This window comes from Escherichia sp. WS33 (assembly GCF_046486385.1).
Taxonomy (GTDB): Bacteria; Pseudomonadota; Gammaproteobacteria; order Enterobacterales; family Enterobacteriaceae; genus ECMA0423.
The window spans coordinates 1-19,515 of the sequence record NZ_JBJQLJ010000016.1; the positions used below are offsets into that span (position 1 = coordinate 1).

Below are 19,515 nucleotides of genomic sequence, written 5' to 3' on the forward strand. Positions count from 1 at the left end.
CGAGCATTATAACGAATGGCATCCGCATAGTGCACTGGGTTATCGCTCGCCACGGGAATATCTGCGGCAGCAGGCCAGTAATGGGTTAAGTGATAACAGGTGTCTGGAAATATAGGGGCAAATCCAGTTTTAAATGTTAAAATCACTATCTACACTTTTCAAAGCCTTAGAAACCGCCTGAGATGAAATAGTTCTTCCCTCAATTTCCGTTAATTTATCTGCAATTTGCCTCTGATTGAATCCTTGTTTCTTAAGAACGAGCATTCGTTTCTTACTATCTGTTAATCGTGAGTCAACCATGTGGCGAGCGATATCTCGCAGTTTTCCGATATCATCAGCTCCAAGAGTCGTACCAGCTCCAGTCAAGCGCACGGCTGCTTCATGAATGAGTCTTTCTGTTTCTTCCTTAAGTACGATTGGGTAATTAAAATTATCCCTAACGTAATGGAAAAATGCGTCACTTTGTTCCTGAGTGACGCATTTAAATTGGAGGAAATGATAGAAATAAAGGTCAACTAGTTCATCTCTTGAAATGACTTTAAGCTCTTCGACTCTGACAATGTGAAGTTGCAATCTCTGAAATTCATTCTCGAATTGGTCTTTTGAGTGCAGAGCACTCTTGTAAGCGGAGTTCCACGTACAACCATTTTTGTGTTTCGGTTTATGGTAAGAGCAATACCTGTGGCTGAGTTGTAGTTTTTTCTGATTATCAGGATTCTGTTCGTTGTGACTTTCTATCTCATCTTCCAGTTCTAGCATATTGTTATCTAGTTTATAGAAATATTCTGCAAGTTCATTTCTTTGGCCACACAGCTCGCAGAAAGTTTGCTTTCGTCGCGCATTGAGTTTTGTGTCTGCACTGTGTTGCTTGAAGCGCGTCGGTGTAAGGTGAAGCTGCCATAATAGCTCAAGCAGATTATCCACGGTTGCTTGAAACTTAAGATCAATAGGTCGATATTGATGTTCCGTTTTTTCAAAACGCCTTAGTTGCTGTTTAATAACATCATGAGCATTTTTGATACCCATAACCATCACTAGATTGGTTATCGGAGTATCTTCCTTAAATTTAGAATCATATTTAATAGGCGAACAACTAGGGACGCTTTCAGTACTGGTAAATTTATCATTTGAACGTGGTAAGGGAGAGTGAGAAATATTCGTATAGGGAATAGGAAAGAATTGAAAATGACTCTCAGGAAGAGAGTTAAGGAATGTTGAAACTTTAGGATCAATCACCTCTAAGATAAGTTCTCCAATAGGACGCTTATCCGCTTCTCGTTTGTCGTAGGATAAAATATCCTTCAAATGGCTTCGTGGGTCCTTTCTTTTTGAATGTACGGTGTAGTTTGCCCATCGCTCTCGAAATTCCCGTATGCCAGCGGCAACAACGGTATCGCAATCTTCCCAGACAGAGATAAAGTACATACCTAAGCGATCACTTACATTCTTTTCACTTTCGATATATGCCATTTGCCACATCCCTCATATACAGATTGGGGTTATGTTACTACTGGTTAAGTAATGAGTCTATTGGCAACTACTTGTAATGGCAGGCAGCTGTTCTTTGTTAATTTGAAAATAAATTAAAGAATCAACCTAATCTGCCAAAACGTCCAATTCAATGTCTAAAAAATATTGGCATAGTCAGGTCTCAGCAACTAACAGGAGACCAACACATGCAAGAACTAGCACATAAGACCCTAATTAATCGTAAGACCCTACTCAGCATGATTCCTTTGTCTGATCGAACGATCTATAACCTGGAACAACGTGGTGAGTTTCCTCAGCGTATTGTTTTGACGAGCCGAAGTGTTGCGTGGGATTTAGCGGAGGTTGAAAACTGGATAGAAGCAAAGCGCAGATCTGCTTTAAAGGCAGCAAGACCCGCTTTTATGTGGTCAGTGTGAAGCATCATGACGATTAAAAATGTAATAGATGTTCAGTCTTGGGAAACGACTCAGAAAAAAAACGTCTCTGTGACAAACGATAAGGTAAAGTTAAATACAAGATATGTAGATAAACTCATCGCTATACATGAGTGCAGTGCTCTGGAGGCTAATGAAATTGGTTTCATTGCTCGGTTTTTAATTAAGGCAACCCTGCCACACAGCAAGCCAAGATTGAATGAGTGGAGCCGTAAAAATGGTAATTTAACCATGCATATGATGGCACCATCAGCAGTAGGTTTGCCTTACGGTTGTTATGCTCGATTACTATTGGTTTGGATTAGTACTCAGGCAATTAGAAATAAATCAAAATTAGACAAAGGTATTATCACTGAACAGGAAGTTCGTAAGCTTGAATTAGGACGATCTCAGCGACGTTTTATGGAAGCACTGGGGCTACGTTCAAGCGGTGGTAAAAATGGCTCTATTGTCCCGCTTCGTGAACAGATGCGGCGATTATTCAAAACGACGATTAGTATTATGTCAGCAGAGATAAATGAGGAAAATGGATATATTTGTGAAGATGAAATGGGAGCTAGGGTCGCCGATATTTCACATATTTGGTGGAGTACAAATTATCCTGAACGAAATTTATTGAGTCAATCTTGGGTAGAACTTTCGCCTAAATTTTTTCAACTAATAATAGATAAACCTGTTCCGTTGGATATGAGGGTTCTGCGGCTGATTAAACGTTCTCCGATGGCCTTAGATATATATTGCTGGGCGACTTATCGGGTGAGTTATTTAAAGCGAGTCACAGTTATCCCTTGGTCAGGTTTGATGGAGCAAATGGGATCTAATTATGCCGATGTCAAAGACTTTAAGCGACGGTTTAATGATGGGCTTGAAAAGGTACAGCAGGCATGGCCGGGGCTAGACGCTACACCAACTGAAAAAGGACTTCTTATAAAACCAAGTGCTCCTCAAGTACCACGAAGGAAAAAACACAGAACTGAGGGATATTGAAACGTTATGAACCTCTATCAACTGACACTTTATAAGTGTGTGTAAGCTTGGGGATGAAGAAAGTTATCCACGCATATTCTGTCCCGCTTCAAACAAAGTATTCTGCGCATATTCTGTCTCAGTTTACGCATGTTTTGTCTCGGGGTGCGCATGTTTTGTCGCTTGGATGGTTGTAAAATCAATTTATAACAAAGGGTTATAGAGCACCCTGTAGTGTTTTCCTGTAGGTTTAACCTATATAAAAATTAACCTGTAGTTAAGGGATAGATATTGTGGATGAACTCGATGGGGTCTCTAATTACTTTCCTGATTATCACTGTTCAATTTTTAATGTTAATTTTTTATTGAGATTTGCTTAGCTAAAAAATACATTTTTCTAAATGTCATCTGTTTCTTTTGAAAACGATTTATTTTGTAAGCATTTATAGCTTGTATTTGTATTATTGACACATGAGGTAGATTGTTTTTTTGCATATAAAACAATTTGTTAGCTGTTGTTGGGGGCTTTAAAAATTTTAGCCGCTAAAATCCGATAATTTTTCTTGAGAGTTAGGGGCGATGAAATCAGTTATAGCTGAGTTTATAACCACTGAGACGGTGACCGAGGCGCACTATATATCGAATAATTTTACTCGAGGAATCCTGCATCAATACTCTAAGGAAACACAACATGTACACCGAAATACACATTGTCGTGCACAGATATACTACGGCAACAGGAGGGCAGGACATGTAAAGTAGGCCCACCGTAAACGGTGCTTCTACTTTACCTTCCCTTATTCGCAGCGGGGCTGCTCAAGGGAGTCCTGCTCTGCGAGGCTAATCGGCTACGGCCTATATGGAGAGAAATATGACAGTCACTCAGACTAGAAAAAACAGTACACCAATTAAAGTTTATTGTTTGCCAGAGGAAAAAGCGCGAATACAAGAAAATGCGGAAGCATCTGGCTTAAGTGTCGCGAGTTTCATTCGTAAAGTCGCAATGGGTTATCAGGTTGAGTCTATTGTAGATATTAAACAGGTTATAGAGCTTAGCCGGGTAAATGCTGATCTTGGTCGACTTGGTGGGTTACTTAAACTGTGGTTAGCTAACGATCCTCGCACAGTTGATTTCTCACCCACATTGATTAAAACGTTGCTCGCTAAAATAGAATCAACCAGACGAGAACTAAGAAATATTATGGATAGAATCTTGGACAAATAAATTTATGGCTTCCTAAATATCTGCATCTGTTAAAATTCCGAGTTTTCAATATTAATAATAAGTTGAAATTGAGGTAGGCAAATGAAGTTAATGCTCCGAGTATTTTCATCACCGAGAGGGGTTTTAGCCGCTAAAAAAGCCTTAGTAGCTTCCTTCCTGGCGTCCATCATGGTATTACCGGTGACAGCCGGTATTCCTGTTATTGATGGAACTAATGTGGTTCAGACCACAATCAGCGCTGTCAACAACGTTCAGGCAGTAGCAAAACAAATCCAGCAATACCAGACGCAACTGCAGCAATATGAAAACATGCTGCAGAACACCGTAGCACCTGCGGCTTACATCTGGGGCCAAGCCAATTCGACCATCAACAAATTACTGCAGGCGCAGGACACCCTGAATTACTACAAAAATCAGGCCGGAAGTCTTGATTCATATCTAAAACGTTATCAAGACATTAACTACTACCGTTCATCACCGTGCTTCAACAGCAATGTTGAGTGTACTGCATCTGAAATTAGCGCACTGCGTAAAGTTGAACAGAACAGTTCTGAGGCACGAAAAAAAGCTAATGACGCCGTATTCAAGGCAATTGATGAACAGCAGGATACGCTGCAAAAAGATGCTAACAACTTGGCAGACTTGCAAACTCAGGCTGCCGGCGCAAAAGGGCAAATGGAAGCCATTCAGGCGGCTAACCAGCTTGCTAGTGCACAAACAAACCAGTTACTGCAAATCCGTTCACTACTGGTGGCACAACAAAATGCAGCTACGACCCTGGCGCAAGCTCAGGCCGATAAAGAAGCCCAACAAATAGCCGCTGATGAGAAAGTATTAGCTAGACAGAACACGCCAAGCCCGAAGCGAATTTGGTGAGGACCAACTGAATGAAAAATAAAATCATGATGGTTTTTATTCTAATCATTTCAATGACTCTATGTTCTTGCGAAAAAAACGATAAAGATTGCTCATCGACGCCAGATAATAAATTAGATGCACATAGATACGATAAATGTGCATTGCATAGTAATAACAATCCAAGCCCTAAACGAGAATGGTGATTATGAAAATAGTAAGCAAACTCACTTTTTTAGGTATCATAGTTTTCTTTTCTGTAAATGCTTATGCTGGTCAATTAGATAGTAGCGGGCTACTTGATATTTTGTTAGATAAGTTTCAACAAGTAGCCAGCACATGGACAACAGTAATTGCTGATTATGCAAATTGGCTCTTCTGGGGGCTGGTATTAATAAGTATGGTTTGGACATTTGGTATGATGGCGATGCAAGGGGAGGGGTTGACAGGCATACTTGCTGAAATGGTTCGATTTTTTGCCATTATTGGTTTTTTTTATTATCTTTTAATCAACGGCCCAGCCATATCGCAATCCATAATTAACTCAATGAGACAACTTGCAGCAAACGCTTTAGGAATAAGTACTGGTATTTCACCCTCAAGCATAGTTGATATGGCGTTTGCGATATTAACAAAGGTCAGTTCAGCCGCATCAATTTGGTCGCCAATGATATCCACCATTATGATAACAGTCGCGATAATTGTTTTGGTAGTGATGTCCCTTATAGCGATAAATATGCTAATCATGTTGGTTTCTGCATGGGTGTTATGTTATGCAGGAGTTATACTGCTTGGGTTTGGTGGTTCAAGATTGACCTCTGATATAGCAATTAATTACTTACGAACTGTTTTATCGATTGGCATTCAATTATTCACGATGACATTAATTATTGGGGTTGGGCAATCATTTATAGATCAATATTTTTCTCTTATTAAAGATGATGTTCCTGATCTTAATAGTCTTATCGTTTTGCTTCTGGCATCAATTATCCTATTAGTATTAACGAATAAGCTACCACTGTTGTTATCAGGTGTTGTAGGAGGGGCTTCTTTACAAGGGATTGGTGGGTTTGGGGCGGGTATGATTACCGGCGCTGCCGCTACTGCCATCAGCGGTGCTGGAGCAATGGCAATGGGGGCATCAGCTCAGGTCAGCGGCGGAGCCTCTGCATTAAAGGCAGCGTTCGAGTCTGCGCAAGCTGCCATGGCCGAAGAGGCGGGTTCCGGGGGCGTAATTAGTGGTGGTGAAGATACCGGCTCTGTAGACACGTCGGGAGAACAACCATCCGGTCAAGGTAGCTCCAGTGGGGGAAGCGAAGGTTTTGCTGCATCCTTCTCGCGTGCTGGCCGCATGGCAAGCCATATGGGAAGCAGTATGATTAACGGAGCTGCTGAGTACCAGAGAATGAAGCGAAGTAGCAATTCTTCCCGAGCTCAACAGACTTTTGGCGGGGAGTTGGCGACTCAGATACGTAAACAAACAGCTACTCGTCGGGATAACCACGAACATGATAATTTTGCCGGAGATAGCTTATCCGGCAATAATAAATCTTGAATCACGCGCGTCAGTTTACGAGGGAGCGCGAGCTGACGCTTTCACTGAGCGAACTTTACTTCTGCAACTCAAAGGAAAAACCATGTCCAGGACTCCCGATTCACGGTTACGCATTGAGGGTTTTCGCAAAGCAGAGGCTTCCCTGAGACTTGAAGGAATGGACCCCAGCGGTACGCCACTGTACGAGTCCATTAAGGCGCGTATTATTTCAGGTGAACTGACGTATGAGCAGGGGCGTTCTGAGATTCTTGCATACTACACAAAAGCAGATACCGCCGGGCCTGTGACAGCGGGAGAAATTCTGGCAGAGGAATTTTTAAAACCGCTGAACATGTCACATGATGAACTGGCGGAAGCTATGGGTATTTGCAAGCAGGATATTGAAGATATTATCTGCGGTATGCGTCGTCTTAGGGATAATGAGGTATGCGTTCTCGCTGACATATTTGGGACTGATGAGGACTTCTGGAGCAATCTTGAGGCTTTGCAAGATTGTCAGGAACAGCGACCGACATAATCAATCCGCTGCTACCTCATATGTCATGATACAGCCGCCCCTCAAGTGTCATGAAAATTTCAACGTCGGCTCGCAGTTTTTCTCGAAGCTAGCATTTTCTCCATAAACAGATAACCGGGCGGGCTCAGTCCAACATGACTGGTGAACTTCAATTCCCGGAGAACTTCGGAAAAACTTGGCGCAAGACAGATGAAAAGGTTCTTTACGACATGATTAATTATGGCTGCACTGTCCTGCAGATAGCCGTTGAACTGAAACGGCACCCGGTAAGCGTCGTTAACACGCTGGCGAAGTACGTGGACGATGAAAGTATCGAGAATGCATTTCTCAAGATTTTTACGATGTCCTTGTTCGGGAATTCATTCGATGGTTGTAGACGTACGCTTCCCGTTGGGTAGTAATCATATTCATTTCCCGCCTGACTTGGGTTGCTTGTATTTGCTTGACAACAGGTAATAATGTTGCCCGTCATGTGACAAACCTGTACTATTTCGACAATAAAACATTACCCCCAACAGAGTACGGATAACGCAAATGAGTGAGCAAATAATGACCGTTAAGGATGTCGCGTCGTACCTAAAGCTCAACGAGCGAACTGTTTACCGTATGGCAACGTCAGCGAAAATACCTGCCTTCAAAGTGGGCACATCCTGGCGTTTCAAGCGTGAAGACATCGAAAAGTGGATAGTAGAACAAAAGAATGACAGACAATAATAGGGAGTTTCGGGGTGTTACTGGATAACAAAACCAGCGGCCACGTTGGTATCGAACTGAAAAAACATACCTTTTCTGGTTCCAGGCTCTCTGTTCTGTCCAGCCTGTTTACCTTATACGGTTTTGCCTCGCTGAAGCACGAGTTGAAGCAGCTGGAGTCTGCAAGGATTATTTTCAGCGAATGGGATTCGCTCAATCTGCAGAACTTGGTTGGTTCTGATTCAGACGTTCGCCTGCTGAATCAGTTGCAACAAAAAAGCATCGCCAGTGAGTTCTCGCAATGGCTGGCAAACAAGGCTGAAGTGAAAGCCAGTGTGCGGCCTCAGCCGGGTCAGAATATTATTCATCTTGGGGCTACCGAGCAAAGTTTTGCCATCAGCGGCAGTGCCACGTTCAGTCCAACTGGGCTCGGCGACGTGCGCTCCGACTCCCTGCACATGAACATGGGCTTGTCTGACCCTGAGAGCACCCGGCAGCTTTTGACGTGGTTTGATAATGTCTGGGCTGATGCAGAGAATTTTCGTGATATTAAGAATGTTCTAATTGCCAAATTGGATGCCATTGCCGCCGATCAACCGGCCAGTTTTATCTATTTCCTCACGCTATTTCATTTGTTCAAAGACTTCCTCGAAGACATCGACGAAGACAACATCATCCGCAGTAAAACCGGCTTTAAAGATACCCTAGTCTGGAGCAAACTCTACAAATTCCAGAAAGACGGAGTGCTGGGGGCAATAGACAAGCTCGAAAAGCACAACGGCTGCATCATTGCCGACAGCGTGGGTTTGGGTAAAACCTTTGAAGCCTTGGCTGTGATCAAATACTACGAACTGCGTAACGATCGGGTGCTTGTTCTATGCCCGAAAAAGCTTCGTGACAACTGGACTATGTACACGGTCAACGATAAGCGCAACCTACTCGCAGCTGACCGCTTTAATTACGACGTACTGAACCATACCGATCTGACCCGACCGAAAGGCTACTCGGGCGAAATCAATCTGGAGACACTGAACTGGGCCAATTACGACCTGGTGGTCATCGACGAATCCCACAACTTCCGTAACACACCGAGCAAGGCGGAAGGTAAAAGCCGCTATGAGCGCCTGATGAACGACATTATCCGCTCAGGCGTAAAAACCAAAGTGCTGATGTTGTCGGCAACGCCGGTCAACAACCGCATGAACGACCTGAAAAATCAGGTCGCCTTCATTACTGAAGGTCGGGATGATGCCTTTGCCGAACAGGGTATCAAAAATATTGAATCTACTCTGCGGCTTGCCCAGAAGCAATTTAACCAATGGGTCAGTGAGCCGGTCGAAAACCGTACCACCGCAGCCTTGCTCGACATTATGAGCTTTGACTACTTCAAACTGCTCGATATCGTTACCATTGCCCGTTCCCGCAAACACATAGAAAAGTACTACGGCACCGAAGATATCGGCCGCTTCCCAACTCGCTTGCCACCGAAAAACATCTATGCCGACATCGATGCATCCGGCGAGTTTCCGCCGTTAAAAGAGGTCAACAAAACCATCCGGCGGCTATCCCTGGCAGGTTATTCTCCGCTGAAATTCGTGCGTGAAGCTAAAAAAGCCGAATACGCCCGTCGTTACGATAAAGCCGTAGGCGCAGGTAAAGGGGTGTTCAAACAGGTAGACCGTGAAGAAAGCCTGATTCACCTCATGCGCGTCAACTTGCTCAAGCGAATGGAAAGCTCAATTCACTCGTTCACGCTGACGGCCACCAAGCTTGCTCAGCAGGTTGACCGACTGCTGGCCAAAATTGATGCCCACGAATCAGAAGATCTGACGGAGCTGAATATCGAGGATATCCACGACTTTGAACTGGAGTCCACCGAACTGGAAAGTTACATGGTGGGCAACAAGACCAAAGTGTTGCTGCAGGATATGGATCTGATTCGCTTCCGGCAGGAACTGGAGGCCGACCGCGAGTTTCTGACTTACATTGCTGATACTGCACAACGTGTGAGTGCTGCTCGTGATGCAAAGCTGGTTCAGCTTAAACAGACCATTGCCAGCAAGGTGGCTAACCCGCTAAATCCCGGCAATAAAAAGGTGATCGTGTTTACCGCTTTCGCCGACACGGCTCAATACCTGTATGTCCATCTGGCGCAATGGGCGCATTCCGAACTGGGCATTCACAGTGCATTGGTGACGGGCGGTGGTACCAATAAAACCACCATGACGGGCTTAGGTTCCGACCTCAACAATATTCTGACCGCCTTCTCTCCGGTATCCAAAGAGCGCGGCAAAGTAGACCCAACTGCCACTACCGAACTGGATTTACTGATAGCCACCGACTGCATCAGTGAGGGTCAGAACCTGCAGGATTGCGATACGCTCATCAACTACGACATTCACTGGAATCCGGTACGTATCATTCAGCGTTTTGGCCGTATCGACCGTCTTGGCAGTAAAAACACGCAAATCCAGCTCATCAACTTCTGGCCCAACATGGAGCTGGATGAATACATCAATCTGGAAGCGCGTGTCTCGGGGCGTATGGTGTTGCTGGATATATCTGCAACTGGCGAAGAGAACGTCATCGATGAAAACGCCAAAGACATGAATGACCTTGAATACCGGCGCAGACAACTACAGCAACTCAAAGACGCAGTAGTCGATCTGGAAGACATGAGCGGCGGTGTATCTATTACCGACCTTACCCTCAATGACTTCCGCATGGATCTGTCAGGCTACATGAACGACAAGGCCGGTCTCGCAACGCTTGAGCATACACCGCTAGGGCTGTATGCCGCCGTCAGCATTGACGAAGATATGGTCGCCGATGGCATCAAACCCGGCGTCATCTTCTGCCTGAAGAATATCCGCAGCGGTAAAGAAGCGGTTCAGGTAGATGATAATTACCCGCTGGCACCTTACTTCCTTATCTACGTGACCGCTGATGCCGAAGGCAGCACTGTGGTTGAGCTGAACTTCACCCAAAGTAAAAAGATACTCGATCTGCTCAAGCGTGAAGCCTTTAAGCACAAAGCGCCCGATCAACCCGCCATCACCGAAGTTAACCGCATGACACGCCACGGGCGTGATATGAGCCACTTTCAGCACCTATTAGCTGTCGCCGTAGATAGCATTGCCGGGAAGAGCGAAGAAAAAGGCATTGAAAGCCTGTTTGCCAAAGGCGGTACCGTACTTACCGCCACCTCCAGTCAGGGCATTGAAGACTTTATGGTGGTGTCCTACCTGATATTGACAGCCGCTACTCAGGGAACAGAAGGTCAAGGAGAGCGTGATGTCTGATATGGGGTTAGGCTTGCCACAATTCGAAGCCTTTCTGGAAGGCTTGAACGTGCCCAATAGCTGTGTGCTCAATAAGTCCTTGTTTAAAAAGATGTTTCAGGAGCACGCGGACCTGGACGCTAAAGACAAAAAGGCATTGAAAGACGATGTTGATAAAATCCGCTGGCTCTACACCTTAAAGCCCAGCACCATCAATATCGCGCCTTTTAGTGACGACCTGCGCGATTATGGCGAGCTGGCTTTTCTGGTAGTGGAACTCAGTAGCGCTAAAAATGCGGGAAGACTCGGCCAACTGATCAATCGGGCGATACCTTACCCGACGGTCATTTTCTTCGTGCTCTCTGAAAGCAAAATCATAGAAGAAGGCACAGAAGCAAATGACGAACCGGGTGTAACAGGTCGGGAATATGAGCCAGAAAATAAAAACGCCAAGGAACAACTGGCTATCTGCCTGGCGGATAAACGCATAAACAAGGCCGATAAAGAGAAGTGGGTTATTGAGCAACTTATGATATCCCCTTGGCTGAGATTAAGTGGTGTTACCGATAGCGAGCAGGAGTTTCTAAACAGCCTGATCTTTACCGGCTTGCCACACAGCAACTTCTGGCAGTTTTATCAAGCCATCATAGTCCGTGTACAAGCCCTTCAGTGTGCTGAAATCAGCGGGCGCTTTCATTTGGCCAGCGGTGAAGTCACACAACAGCAAGCTGACCAGCTTAACCGTTATCGCAGTATCGAGAACGATATTAAAAAACTACGTGCCCAGATCAAGCAGGCCGAGTTCAGCCAGCAGGTTGTGTTGAATACCCAGATTAAACAGCAGGAACAGCGGCTCAAGCAGATCGCTGAAACCCTGTAACCGAATTGCAGAAAGCAGAAGCAGAAGAATCAAGAGGAAACAAAGTGAAAAACGTTATCCCAGAAGTGGACTCAAAAAGCATGGACATCGTCGCCGACAACATCAGCAAACTCAAAGAGCTTTTCCCGGAAGCCTTTACCGAAGGCAAAGTGGATTTTGATGCTTTAAAAGAAGTGCTTGGTGACTATATCGATGGCCGCGAAGAACGCTACAGCTTCACCTGGAATGGCAAAAGCAAAGCCCGCATGTTGGCACAAACACCAAGCACTGGCACCCTGCGCCCCTGCAAGGAAGAGTCGGTGGACTGGGACAGTACGCAGAATCTCTTTATTGAAGGAGACAACCTAGAAGTGCTGAAGCTCCTGCAAAAGAGCTATCACAAAAAAGTCAAAATGATCTATATCGACCCGCCATATAACACCGGCAAGGATTTTGTTTATAAGGACAACTTTAAAGACAATATTCGGAACTACAAAGAGGTTACTGGACAGCTTGATGGTGAGGGTCGAAACTTATCAAGTAATCCTGAAACCAGTGGGCGCTATCATACCGACTGGTTAAATATGATGTATCCCCGCCTAAAGCTTGCACGAAATCTGCTTAAGGATAATGGGGTTATCTTTATAAGCATTGATGAATCTGAAACCGCAAATTTGCAGAAGATTTCTGATGAAATATTCGGCGAAGAAAATCTACTGGGAAGAATATCAGTTGTAAGTAACTTAAAAGGCCGGAGTGATGATAAGCACTTTGCAACAGCTCATAACGATTTATTGGCTTATCAAAAGGTGAATTTCATAACAAATGGTGTTCCATTACCTGAAGAATATCTTGAGGACTATGATCAGCTAGACGATCAAGGAAGGAGATTTAGGCTTCAGGGACTCAGAAAACGGGGCACCGGTGCAAAACGAGAAGATCGTCCGAATATGTATTATCCATTTTATGTGGATACAAAAACGGGTGCTGTATCCCTTGAAAAATCTGAATTATTTTCGGAAGTTGTGCTACCAGTACTTTCCGATGGAGCTGATGGCCGGTGGCGATGGGGATTTGATACTTCATCTGAAAGAATTAGTGAATTGACTGCTAAAACTGTCGGTAAAGAAAATCGTTGGGATGTCTTTCAAATAGATTACGCAGAGACTGACGATGGAGAAAAAAGAATAAAGCCTAAATCAATTTGGATGGGGTCAGAATTCGCAAATGAAACTGGTACGCTAGAGGTTAAGAAGCTATTGAGTAGCGGAGTTTTCGATACTCCGAAACCTATAGGTCTTGTTAAATATATAATGGAACAAGCGCTTGATATCTCCAGTCCGGAAATTGTTTTAGATTTCTTTGCGGGTTCTGCAACAACTGCTCATGCGTTGTTAGAGTTTAATATAGAGTCTAAATCTAAATTTAGATTTATCACTGTACAGCTTCCTGAATTATGTGATGAGAAATCAGCTGCTTTTAAAGCTGGCTATAAAACAATTGCTGAAATTAGTAAGGAGAGAATACGCCAAGCTGCTATTAAACTCGGAGCTGAAAATCCAGATTACCAAGGCGATCTTGGCTTTAAAGTCTTCAAACTTGATTCCACCAATATTAAGCCTTGGGAGTTGGACTTTGATCTGACTGAGCAGGATCTGGAAGATCAGATATCCAATATCAAGCATGATCGTAAAGAAGAAGACGTGCTCTACGAAGTTCTGTTGAAGTACGGCCTGGACCTGACTTTACCGATTACCGAGCATAGTGTGGCGGGCCATAAAGTATTTGATATCGGCATGGGCGCGCTAATGATTTGCCTGTCGGACGATATTACCCTCGACGTGGTGGAAGGCATTGCCACGCTTAAAGACGAACTGAAGCCAGAAATTATGCGCGTAGTCTTCAAAGACGCTGGCTTTGCTGATGACGTGGTAAAAACTAACGCGGTACAGATTCTCAAGCAGGCGGGTATTGAAGACGTAAGGAGCCTGTAAGATGAGCATGAAGATTCAGTTTGATGCCAATTTGGATTATCAGCGTGATGCCATTGAGTCGGTAACGGGCGTATTCGCTGGTCAGGAAATCTGCCAGACCAACTTCACCGTTGCGCCTTTGCAATCCTGGGAGGAAGGGTCACTGTTTCATGGCACTCAAGAAGATAGCTTGGGTATTGGTAACCGCCTGCGCCTGCTGGATGAGGACATCCATGCCAATATCCGTAAGATCCAGCTGAAAAATGGCCTGGTACCTTCGGAGTCCTTTGACTCGAAAGACGGTATTCACTTAACCGTGGAAATGGAAACAGGAACAGGTAAAACCTATGTTTACCTGCGTACCGTATTTGAGATGAACCGTCTCTACGGCTTCACCAAATTCATCATCGTGGTGCCGTCCATTGCCATCAAAGAAGGGGTGCAGAAGTCGCTGGAAATTACGGCCACCCACTTCAAAGAGCTGTACGAAAACGTTGCCTTTGATTATTTCACTTACGATTCCAGCAAGCTGTCCGATGTCCGCAACTTTGCGACCAGCCCTGATATTCAGATCATGGTGATCAATATCGATGCATTCCGGAAAAGCTTTACCGACCCGGAGCAAGAGAACAAAGCCAACATCATTCACCGGGCGCATGATCGTATGACCGGTGCCAAGCCGATCGAGTTTATCCAGCAAACCAATCCGATTGTGATTGTGGATGAGCCGCAGAGCGTTGACACCACCGATAAAAGTAAAGAGGCAATCGCCTCGCTTAACCCCATGTGTACACTGCGTTATTCGGCGACCCATGTGGAAAAGCACCATATGCTCTACAAGCTGGATTCAGTCGATGCCTACGAGCAAAAACTCGTTAAGCAGATTGAAGTGGCAGGCATTGAGGTCAAGGACGGCCACAATAAGGCTTACATCAAGCTGATCAGTGTGAACAACAAGAAAAGCCCGATCAGTGCCAAAATCGAAATTGATGCTCGCCTGAAGAATGGCAGCATTAAGCGCAAGGAAGTCACGGTGACCAGCGGAGCGGATTTGCTGGATGCCAGGTACAGCGGTGGCCGCGATGTATATGACGGCTACATTATTGATGACATCTACTGCGAACAGGGCAATGAATACATCAACTTTACCAGTAAGCCCGATATTCTGAAACTGGGTCAGGCCTTGGGAGAAGTTGATCCGGATGAACTTAAACGCCTGCAGATCCGCAAAACCATTGAAGAGCATCTCGATAAAGAAATGCGCCTGCGCCCACAGGGCATTAAGGTGCTGAGCCTGTTTTTTATCGACAAGGTCGCCAACTACCGCTGGTACGACGAAGACGGTAACCCGCAAAAGGGTAAGTTCGCCCTGATGTTTGAAGAAGAATACGATCGCGCCATTCGCAAACCCAAGTACAGCCAGTTATTTGAAGGTGCTGATCTGGATACAGCTGTACAAGGCGTGCATAACGGTTATTTTGCGATCGATAAGAAAAAAGATTCGTCAGGCAAGGAAATGCTCAAAGAATCTAAAATTGGAAAAGATGGCAAGGCGGCAAGCAGCGAATCTGATGGCAGTGCTTACAACACCATTATGAAAGACAAGGAATGGTTGTTGAGTTTTGATTGCAAACTGAAATTCATTTTTTCCCATTCAGCGCTCAAGGAAGGCTGGGACAACCCCAACGTGTTCCAGATTTGCACCCTGAACGAAACTACATCGGTCATTAAAAAACGTCAGGAGATCGGTCGTGGCTTGCGCATTTGTGTGAATCAGGATGGCGAGCGGGTGCATGGCTTTGCGGTGAATACCCTCACTGTGATGGCTAATGAATCCTACGAGCAATTTGCAGAGCAATTGCAGAAGGAAATAGAAAACGAGGAAGGCATCAAGTTTGGCGTGGTCGAGAAGCACCTGTTTGCCAATATCGTGGTACCGGTTGACGACCACAATCACGAATACTTAGGTGCCGAGGCGTCGAAGCAGTTGTGGGAACACTTGCAGAGCGAAGGCCACATTGACAGCAAGGGTAAAGTGCAGGATAGCCTCAAGGCGTCATTGAAGAACGGTACTCTGGCGTTGCCTGAGGCATTCCAGCCCCATACAGCACAGATTGTGTCGGTACTGAAAAAGATATCCGGTAACCTGAACATCAAGAACCGTGATGACAAAGCCAAGGTTTCGCTGAACAAAGCGGTGTATCTGAGTCCCGAGTTTCAGGCGCTGTGGGATCGTATTAAATACAAAACTACGTTCCGCGTGAACTTTGATACCAGGGCATTGATCGAGAAGTGCGCCGAAGAGATCAAAATAAACCTTCAGGTGGGTAAGGCTCGCTTCACTTACCGCAAGGCGAAGACTGAAATTGATCGGGGTGGCGTGCACACAGAGAAGGCCGTTGAAGCAACCAGCGTGTACGAATCCCGCTCGTTCGATTTACCCGATTTGATCACTTACTTACAGAACGAAACCAACCTGACGCGCCGCACCATTGTTGCCATTATCAACAAAAGTGGTCGCCTGGAGTCGTTCAAGAACAACCCACAGAAGTTTATCGAACAGGCAGGTAACATAATCAAAAGCCAAATGCGTCTGTTTATCGTCGATGGAATCAAGTACCACAAAATTGGTGATGATCAGTTCTATGCTCAGGAATTGTTCCAACAAAACGAATTGTTTGGCTACCTGAAAGACAACATGGTTAAAGCTGAGAAGTCCGTTTTTGACTATGTAGTTTACGACTCCGATATTGAGCTGGAATTTGCCTCGGCCTTCGAGCGAAACGAGGATATCAAACTTTACGCCAAACTCCCCGGTTGGTTCAAAATCGATACCCCATTAGGCGGTTACAACCCCGACTGGGCGGTGCTGATCGAAAAGGACGGAAAAGAAAAGCTCTATTTCGTTGTCGAAACCAAAAGCACGCTCTTCTCGGTGGAACGACGTCCGGAGGAAAATGCCAAAATCAAATGTGGTTATGCACACTTTGAAGCACTGGGTGATGAGGTGAATTTTACTGTATCTAATTCGATGGACGAGTTTTCAAGCAGGTATGCGTGAGCAGTTTTAATTCACAGTTTTTTGAAATGAACGATTTGAAAAGGAAGTCAAAATGAAACTTGGACTGGATCTGGAGAACTGTTATGGCTTCAATAAACTGGCGGAGTAGTTAGACTTTACCAGAATTAATAGCATTGACGGCGTGTGCTCTTTGTATGCGCCCAATGAAACATTGAAAACCTCCTTGTCCAAGGCGCTAAAGGACATTGAAGAAGGCAGTCAATCAAAAGATATTATATTTCCAGAACGAGCAAGGAAAGGAATTGTCACTTTAGATGAACAGCCTGTTGATGCTGGTCGAATAATCGTTATTAATTCTGTCTATGGCCCTATGTCTGAGAAGCTGGTGAAGGCATAGGCATAAATAACCATGATCGTAGGCCATGCGTTGCTGGGAAAAGAGAGGCATGACGATACTCAGAGCAACTCAAACCGAGACGCTTTGCATCACCGATGAAGTTGCGGCCTAAATGATCGCCGGGTGGCTGAGAGCTGGAGCCTCTATGCATTGCGTGAGCGGGGTCTCTGCATCATGTGTTGGTGGGTATGAGTAATGTCTGTCACGATCGGCCGAGGTACGCAAATGTTGGCAGATCAAACATTTTTCAGTTGAATCAACTGCGAATGGTATTATCCGTGGTATTGCTATTGATTTCTTATTCAATCATTTGTAATTAAAGGGATTTTTTTGTTCATTGATAATGGAGTGGGAATGATTTGACCCTGCACTATGAATGAACAAAACCCTCTGTTACTACAGAGGGTTTTTTATCTTCAAGAATCATAGGCTTGAAGTTACTAACATCGATTAATTAAACCAGCTTTCCGATTTGTTCTCTTCTGCTTTGCCCACGCTTTTCATCAGATCGCGACCGCCTTCAGTCATATTTCTGTTGGCGTCAGCTTCAGATTGCACCACATCGGTTTGCGCAGCTTTGTGCTTCAGTTCCTGATCGATAAATTCGTTTTCGCGCTTAACGCGGGCTTCTTCTTTCGCCAGCGCCAGTTTTTGTTTCTGAATCTCTAAGCTGCGTAGCTCATCTTCATAACTTTGATCGCGTTTTTTGTCCGCAGTGGCTTCGGCGTCCAGTTTATCCTGACGAGCTTTCTTATTTGCCGCTGCCGTTGCCGCTCTTTTGTTAGCGGCGGCCTGGGCATTTGCGCGACGTTGCTTCTCTTGCTGGATTTCCCTGTTGCGCTCCGCGACCCATTCGTCATGCTGCCTTTGCTCTTCATTTTTACCTTGCTGTTCCGCTTCTGCGACAGCAGAGAGTTGATCCTGCAATGATGAGGCGATAGCCGGATAGCTTAAGGAGGCTAAGATGGCGCAAAGAAAAACTTTCTTCATGACTCCTCCTGATTATTAGCTCTTTTCAGGACATTTAGTATTTGGCTGAATACGCGTTTCGTTATACGTTGTGGTAATAACAACGGCTAAACCTGTCGTAAACTGGCACTCTTTACCCACCTGGGTAGAGGTATACACTTTGGTGCCTTCCTTATATGTTAAAGAAACACCTTCCACTAAGGTTTTATCATTCACCATAGAACCCACTGCCGCGCCTACAGCTCCGCCGCCAACTGCCCCTGCCGTCGTTCCGGAATTGCTGCCAGAACCGACGTTGTGGCCGATAACACCGCCAACGACTGCGCCAATAAGCGCGCCGAAGGCTTGTGCGTTCCGTTTATTTTGGGAGTTGTCTACGGCAACTTTTGCGGGAAGAATGGAAATAATATTAACGGTTTTAGTTTCTTGTTTGGTATTCAGTTGATCGGTTTGATAAACATCGGCGGCATGATCGTCAGCATTTGACTGGCATCCTGCCAGAGTGAATGACGCTAACATTGCCACAGGCAGAAGACATTTTTTAAATTTCATCACTATTCCTTGTTATACACATTACGAAAAATAAGACATTTAAGATCATCAAAAGAGGAAAGTAAATGTATTGCGTATAAAGGGATAGATTAAATTTATTAAAATTCACGCAGGGAATAATTTATAAAAATATATCATTACAACATATATATTAATTTTATATTTATTTCGCAGCCAAACAGGATAAACATCAGTCAGGACAAAGACGTAAAATTTAAGATGAAAGAATATCTGCCGCTTTGATAATTCCAAAGAGCAAAAGCATCCGACAGCGAAGTGCCGTTAGGTTCTGTGAAAGTGGAGAAGGTAACCGCTAACGTTGTACCGGTGATTCGACGGAGAGTGTGGATTGCTGAGCTTCTTTTTTGCTCTGATGGTGCTGCCAGGCACCGACGGACGAGTAGATAAAACGGCCAAAGAAGAAGATAAAGCTGATGAGCAGTACGATACGGGTCATGCGACTGTTAAATCGGTGTCGTTTTCGCATACTGGTTGCCTGACTCACAAAAGGTTCCTTGAAGTATGTCCCACGCTGTGGACGGTACTTACATTAAGGCACAACAGGACAAAATGGTCAATTCTTCGTTATGTAAAAAAGCGTCAGTGGATACATATTTTAATGTTATGGAAGTTAATTTAATTATTTACAATGATGATGTAATAATGATGAATTAACATGATAAACGTAATAATTCATTAATCAGGGTTATTTTGTTTGATATATAT

General features: G+C 44.7%; 16 protein-coding genes. 12 read left to right on the forward strand and 4 right to left on the reverse strand.

Annotated elements, in window-relative coordinates; translation table 11 throughout:
* Positions 1-129: 129 nt before the first annotated feature.
* Complete coding sequence (locus ACJHXA_RS14110) at positions 130-1,470, reverse strand: hypothetical protein (RefSeq protein WP_283512314.1); 1,341 nt, start codon at positions 1,468-1,470, stop codon at positions 130-132.
* A 206-nt stretch (positions 1,471-1,676) separates the two neighbouring features.
* Between ACJHXA_RS14110 and ACJHXA_RS14115 the strand changes: the two genes are divergently transcribed.
* The 11 genes from ACJHXA_RS14115 to ACJHXA_RS14165 all read left to right on the forward strand — a co-directional run bounded on the left by ACJHXA_RS14115 (position 1,677) and on the right by ACJHXA_RS14165 (position 16,910).
* Positions 1,677-1,907 carry a helix-turn-helix transcriptional regulator gene (locus ACJHXA_RS14115; protein WP_038988916.1) on the forward strand — a complete coding sequence of 77 codons (231 nt, stop codon included), beginning with the start codon at positions 1,677-1,679 and terminating at the stop codon, positions 1,905-1,907.
* Positions 1,908-1,913: 6 nt separating this feature from the next.
* Positions 1,914-2,912 carry a replication protein RepA gene (locus ACJHXA_RS14120; RefSeq protein ID WP_024221968.1) on the forward strand — a complete coding sequence of 333 codons (999 nt, stop codon included), beginning with the start codon at positions 1,914-1,916 and terminating at the stop codon, positions 2,910-2,912.
* An 850-nt stretch (positions 2,913-3,762) separates the two neighbouring features.
* Entirely contained in the window at positions 3,763-4,116 is a 354-nt protein-coding gene (gene traJ, locus ACJHXA_RS14125; protein WP_038988918.1) for a conjugal transfer transcriptional regulator TraJ, read from the forward strand.
* Between the two features lie 81 nt (positions 4,117-4,197).
* Positions 4,198-4,992, forward strand: coding sequence for a P-type conjugative transfer protein TrbJ (gene trbJ / locus ACJHXA_RS14130; protein ID WP_038988919.1), 795 nt, complete (start codon positions 4,198-4,200; stop codon positions 4,990-4,992).
* Positions 4,993-5,179: 187 nt separating this feature from the next.
* Positions 5,180-6,526: a P-type conjugative transfer protein TrbL gene (gene trbL, locus ACJHXA_RS14135; protein ID WP_038988920.1), complete on the forward strand. Its 1,347-nt coding sequence runs from the start codon at positions 5,180-5,182 to the stop codon at positions 6,524-6,526.
* Positions 6,527-6,608: 82 nt separating this feature from the next.
* Complete coding sequence (locus tag ACJHXA_RS14140) at positions 6,609-7,043, forward strand: HigA family addiction module antitoxin (protein WP_038988922.1); 435 nt, start codon at positions 6,609-6,611, stop codon at positions 7,041-7,043.
* 534 nt (positions 7,044-7,577) lie between these two features.
* Positions 7,578-7,757, forward strand: coding sequence for a methylation-associated defense system helix-turn-helix domain-containing protein MAD1 (mads1, locus tag ACJHXA_RS14145; RefSeq protein ID WP_038988923.1), 180 nt, complete (start codon positions 7,578-7,580; stop codon positions 7,755-7,757).
* Between the two features lie 14 nt (positions 7,758-7,771).
* Positions 7,772-11,038: a helicase-related protein gene (locus ACJHXA_RS14150; RefSeq protein WP_038988924.1), complete on the forward strand. Its 3,267-nt coding sequence runs from the start codon at positions 7,772-7,774 to the stop codon at positions 11,036-11,038.
* The gene (locus tag ACJHXA_RS14155) at positions 11,031-11,897 is read left to right on the forward strand and encodes a DUF4391 domain-containing protein (RefSeq protein WP_181025966.1); all 867 of its coding nucleotides are present in this window, start codon (positions 11,031-11,033) and stop codon (positions 11,895-11,897) included. Before ACJHXA_RS14150 ends, ACJHXA_RS14155 begins: the two co-directional genes overlap by 8 nt.
* A gap of 44 nt (positions 11,898-11,941) precedes the next feature.
* On the forward strand, positions 11,942-13,870 hold the full coding sequence (locus tag ACJHXA_RS14160; protein WP_077249608.1) for a site-specific DNA-methyltransferase: 1,929 nt from the start codon (positions 11,942-11,944) through the stop codon (positions 13,868-13,870).
* A 1-nt stretch (position 13,871) separates the two neighbouring features.
* Positions 13,872-16,910, forward strand: a complete 3,039-nt coding sequence (locus ACJHXA_RS14165; RefSeq protein ID WP_197709404.1) for a type III restriction-modification system endonuclease — start codon at positions 13,872-13,874, stop codon at positions 16,908-16,910.
* Between the two features lie 808 nt (positions 16,911-17,718).
* On the opposite strand, the gene ACJHXA_RS14170 is transcribed toward ACJHXA_RS14165, so the two are convergent.
* The 3 genes from ACJHXA_RS14170 to ACJHXA_RS14180 form a co-directional block, all read right to left on the reverse strand.
* Positions 17,719-18,258 carry a DUF5384 family protein gene (locus ACJHXA_RS14170; protein ID WP_000755179.1) on the reverse strand — a complete coding sequence of 180 codons (540 nt, stop codon included), beginning with the start codon at positions 18,256-18,258 and terminating at the stop codon, positions 17,719-17,721.
* Positions 18,259-18,273: 15 nt separating this feature from the next.
* The gene (locus ACJHXA_RS14175) at positions 18,274-18,792 is read right to left on the reverse strand and encodes a glycine zipper 2TM domain-containing protein (protein WP_103262086.1); all 519 of its coding nucleotides are present in this window, start codon (positions 18,790-18,792) and stop codon (positions 18,274-18,276) included.
* A gap of 310 nt (positions 18,793-19,102) precedes the next feature.
* Complete coding sequence (locus ACJHXA_RS14180) at positions 19,103-19,294, reverse strand: YfgG family protein (protein ID WP_000076001.1); 192 nt, start codon at positions 19,292-19,294, stop codon at positions 19,103-19,105.
* A gap of 17 nt (positions 19,295-19,311) precedes the next feature.
* Here ACJHXA_RS14180 and ACJHXA_RS14185 point away from each other — a divergent pair, with 17 nt between their 5' ends.
* Positions 19,312-19,464: a hypothetical protein gene (locus ACJHXA_RS14185; RefSeq protein ID WP_000017552.1), complete on the forward strand. Its 153-nt coding sequence runs from the start codon at positions 19,312-19,314 to the stop codon at positions 19,462-19,464.
* Positions 19,465-19,515: the final 51 nt, after the last annotated feature.

What these genes read in the sequence shown, in the direction of transcription:
- traJ (WP_038988918.1), top strand. Translation starts at nt 3,763, where the DNA reads ATGACAGTCACTCAGACTAGAAAAAACAGTACACCAATTAAAGTTTAT.
- ACJHXA_RS14120 (WP_024221968.1), top strand. Translation starts at nt 1,914, where the DNA reads ATGACGATTAAAAATGTAATAGATGTTCAGTCTTGGGAAACGACTCAG.
- ACJHXA_RS14115 (WP_038988916.1), top strand. Translation starts at nt 1,677, where the DNA reads ATGCAAGAACTAGCACATAAGACCCTAATTAATCGTAAGACCCTACTC.
- ACJHXA_RS14140 (WP_038988922.1), top strand. Translation starts at nt 6,609, where the DNA reads ATGTCCAGGACTCCCGATTCACGGTTACGCATTGAGGGTTTTCGCAAA.
- ACJHXA_RS14185 (WP_000017552.1), top strand. Translation starts at nt 19,312, where the DNA reads ATGTCCCACGCTGTGGACGGTACTTACATTAAGGCACAACAGGACAAA.
- ACJHXA_RS14170 (WP_000755179.1), bottom strand. Translation starts at nt 18,258, where the DNA reads ATGAAGAAAGTTTTTCTTTGCGCCATCTTAGCCTCCTTAAGCTATCCG.
- trbJ (WP_038988919.1), top strand. Translation starts at nt 4,198, where the DNA reads ATGAAGTTAATGCTCCGAGTATTTTCATCACCGAGAGGGGTTTTAGCC.
- ACJHXA_RS14110 (WP_283512314.1), bottom strand. Translation starts at nt 1,470, where the DNA reads ATGGCATATATCGAAAGTGAAAAGAATGTAAGTGATCGCTTAGGTATG.
- trbL (WP_038988920.1), top strand. Translation starts at nt 5,180, where the DNA reads ATGAAAATAGTAAGCAAACTCACTTTTTTAGGTATCATAGTTTTCTTT.
- ACJHXA_RS14155 (WP_181025966.1), top strand. Translation starts at nt 11,031, where the DNA reads ATGTCTGATATGGGGTTAGGCTTGCCACAATTCGAAGCCTTTCTGGAA.
- ACJHXA_RS14165 (WP_197709404.1), top strand. Translation starts at nt 13,872, where the DNA reads ATGAGCATGAAGATTCAGTTTGATGCCAATTTGGATTATCAGCGTGAT.
- mads1 (WP_038988923.1), top strand. Translation starts at nt 7,578, where the DNA reads ATGAGTGAGCAAATAATGACCGTTAAGGATGTCGCGTCGTACCTAAAG.